1 protein-coding gene and 1 pseudogene are annotated in these 1,138 nt (G+C 62.5%); both read right to left on the bottom strand.

Annotated features, from left to right (window positions below; all coding sequences use genetic code 11):
* A pseudogene (locus IT775_RS21150) lies at positions 1 to 371 on the bottom strand (ATP-binding protein); the annotation flags it as partial.
* Positions 371 to 1,093, bottom strand: coding sequence for a response regulator (locus IT775_RS21145; protein ID WP_212703232.1), 723 nt, complete (start codon positions 1,091 to 1,093; stop codon positions 371 to 373). The gene IT775_RS21145 and the pseudogene IT775_RS21150, both read right to left, overlap by 1 nt.
* Positions 1,094 to 1,138: the final 45 nt, after the last annotated feature.

Below are 1,138 nucleotides of genomic sequence, written 5' to 3'. Positions count from 1 at the left end.
CCCTCCACCTCGTGCAGTTCGACCCTGATGTCGCGGCTGTAGCTGTCGCCCAGAAGTGTCCGCACCCGTGCCTTTACTGCACCGGCATTGGCATGGTTTTCGTGATCGACAGAGGGTTCCGCAGAAAGGTCGAAGCGAACCAGCGGCGAATTCGCGGCCCTGAGGATGGAGGCATGCAGATCCGATGGCGCTTCCTCGATGAGCCGAGCCACGTTGGCGGCGCGCCCGGCCGCTTCGAATCCCAATGCGGCGCGGATCGCCAGGCTGCGTTCATCGACGAACAGCCACAGGCTGATCGCCTGCGCAGCCGCCAGGGCCGCGAGGATGAGCAACACAAGCTGCCCACGAAGACTGTCGACAAGCCGTCGCATCATCCCGGGTCGCCGACATCGGCGGCCAGGCAATACCCACCGCCCCGCACCGTGGTGATAATACGTGGCTTCGAAGGGTCCTTCTCCACCTTGCGACGCAACCTGCTGATCTGATTGTCGATCGACCGGTCGAAGAGAGTGGCCGACCGGCCGGTGGTCAGATCAAGCAGCTGATCACGGCTCAGGACGAACCGCGCTCGTTCCAGAAGAACCGTCAGCAGCTTGAATTCCGCCGTCGTCAGGTCGGTCTCGTGCTCGTTTTCATCGACCAGAACGCGGCGATCGGTATCCAGCACCAAGTGCGCGAAGGACACCCGCCGGCCGGAAAACGTGCCGGCATGGGTTTCCGCCCGATCCGCCCGGCGCAGGATAGCCTTGATCCGCGCCAGCAGTTCGCGCGGATTGAACGGCTTGGACAGGTAATCGTCGGCCCCGATTTCCAGCCCCACGATGCGGTCGGTTTCCTCGCCAAGGGCTGTCAACATGAGGATCGGGATTCCCTTGCCCGGCAACAACCTGCGGCAGACCGAGAGCCCGTCTTCACCCGGCATCATCACGTCCAGCACGATGAGGTCGTAATGCCCGGTGGCAAGCTTGCCGTCCATCTCCACCGCATCCTTGGCCGAGGTGGCGCGCATGCCGTTCTTTTCGAGATAACGCGTCACCGCGTCCCGGATTTCGCGGTGGTCATCCACCACGAGGATATGGGGTAGTTCGGTCATGCGCATCCTCATAGTCCAGCCGTCTTCGGATTTCCCAAGATTTTT

The organism is Thalassovita aquimarina (assembly GCF_018219815.1).
Taxonomy (GTDB): Bacteria; Pseudomonadota; Alphaproteobacteria; order Rhodobacterales; family Rhodobacteraceae; genus Thalassobius; species Thalassobius aquimarinus.
Note: the sequence above shows the minus strand (reverse complement) of the source record. Positions and strands in the feature narration are given on the sequence as shown.

Bases quoted from the DNA above. Each gene is read 5' to 3' on its own strand.
- IT775_RS21145 (WP_212703232.1), bottom strand. From the start codon at position 1,093: ATGACCGAACTACCCCATATCCTCGTGGTGGATGACCACCGCGAAATC.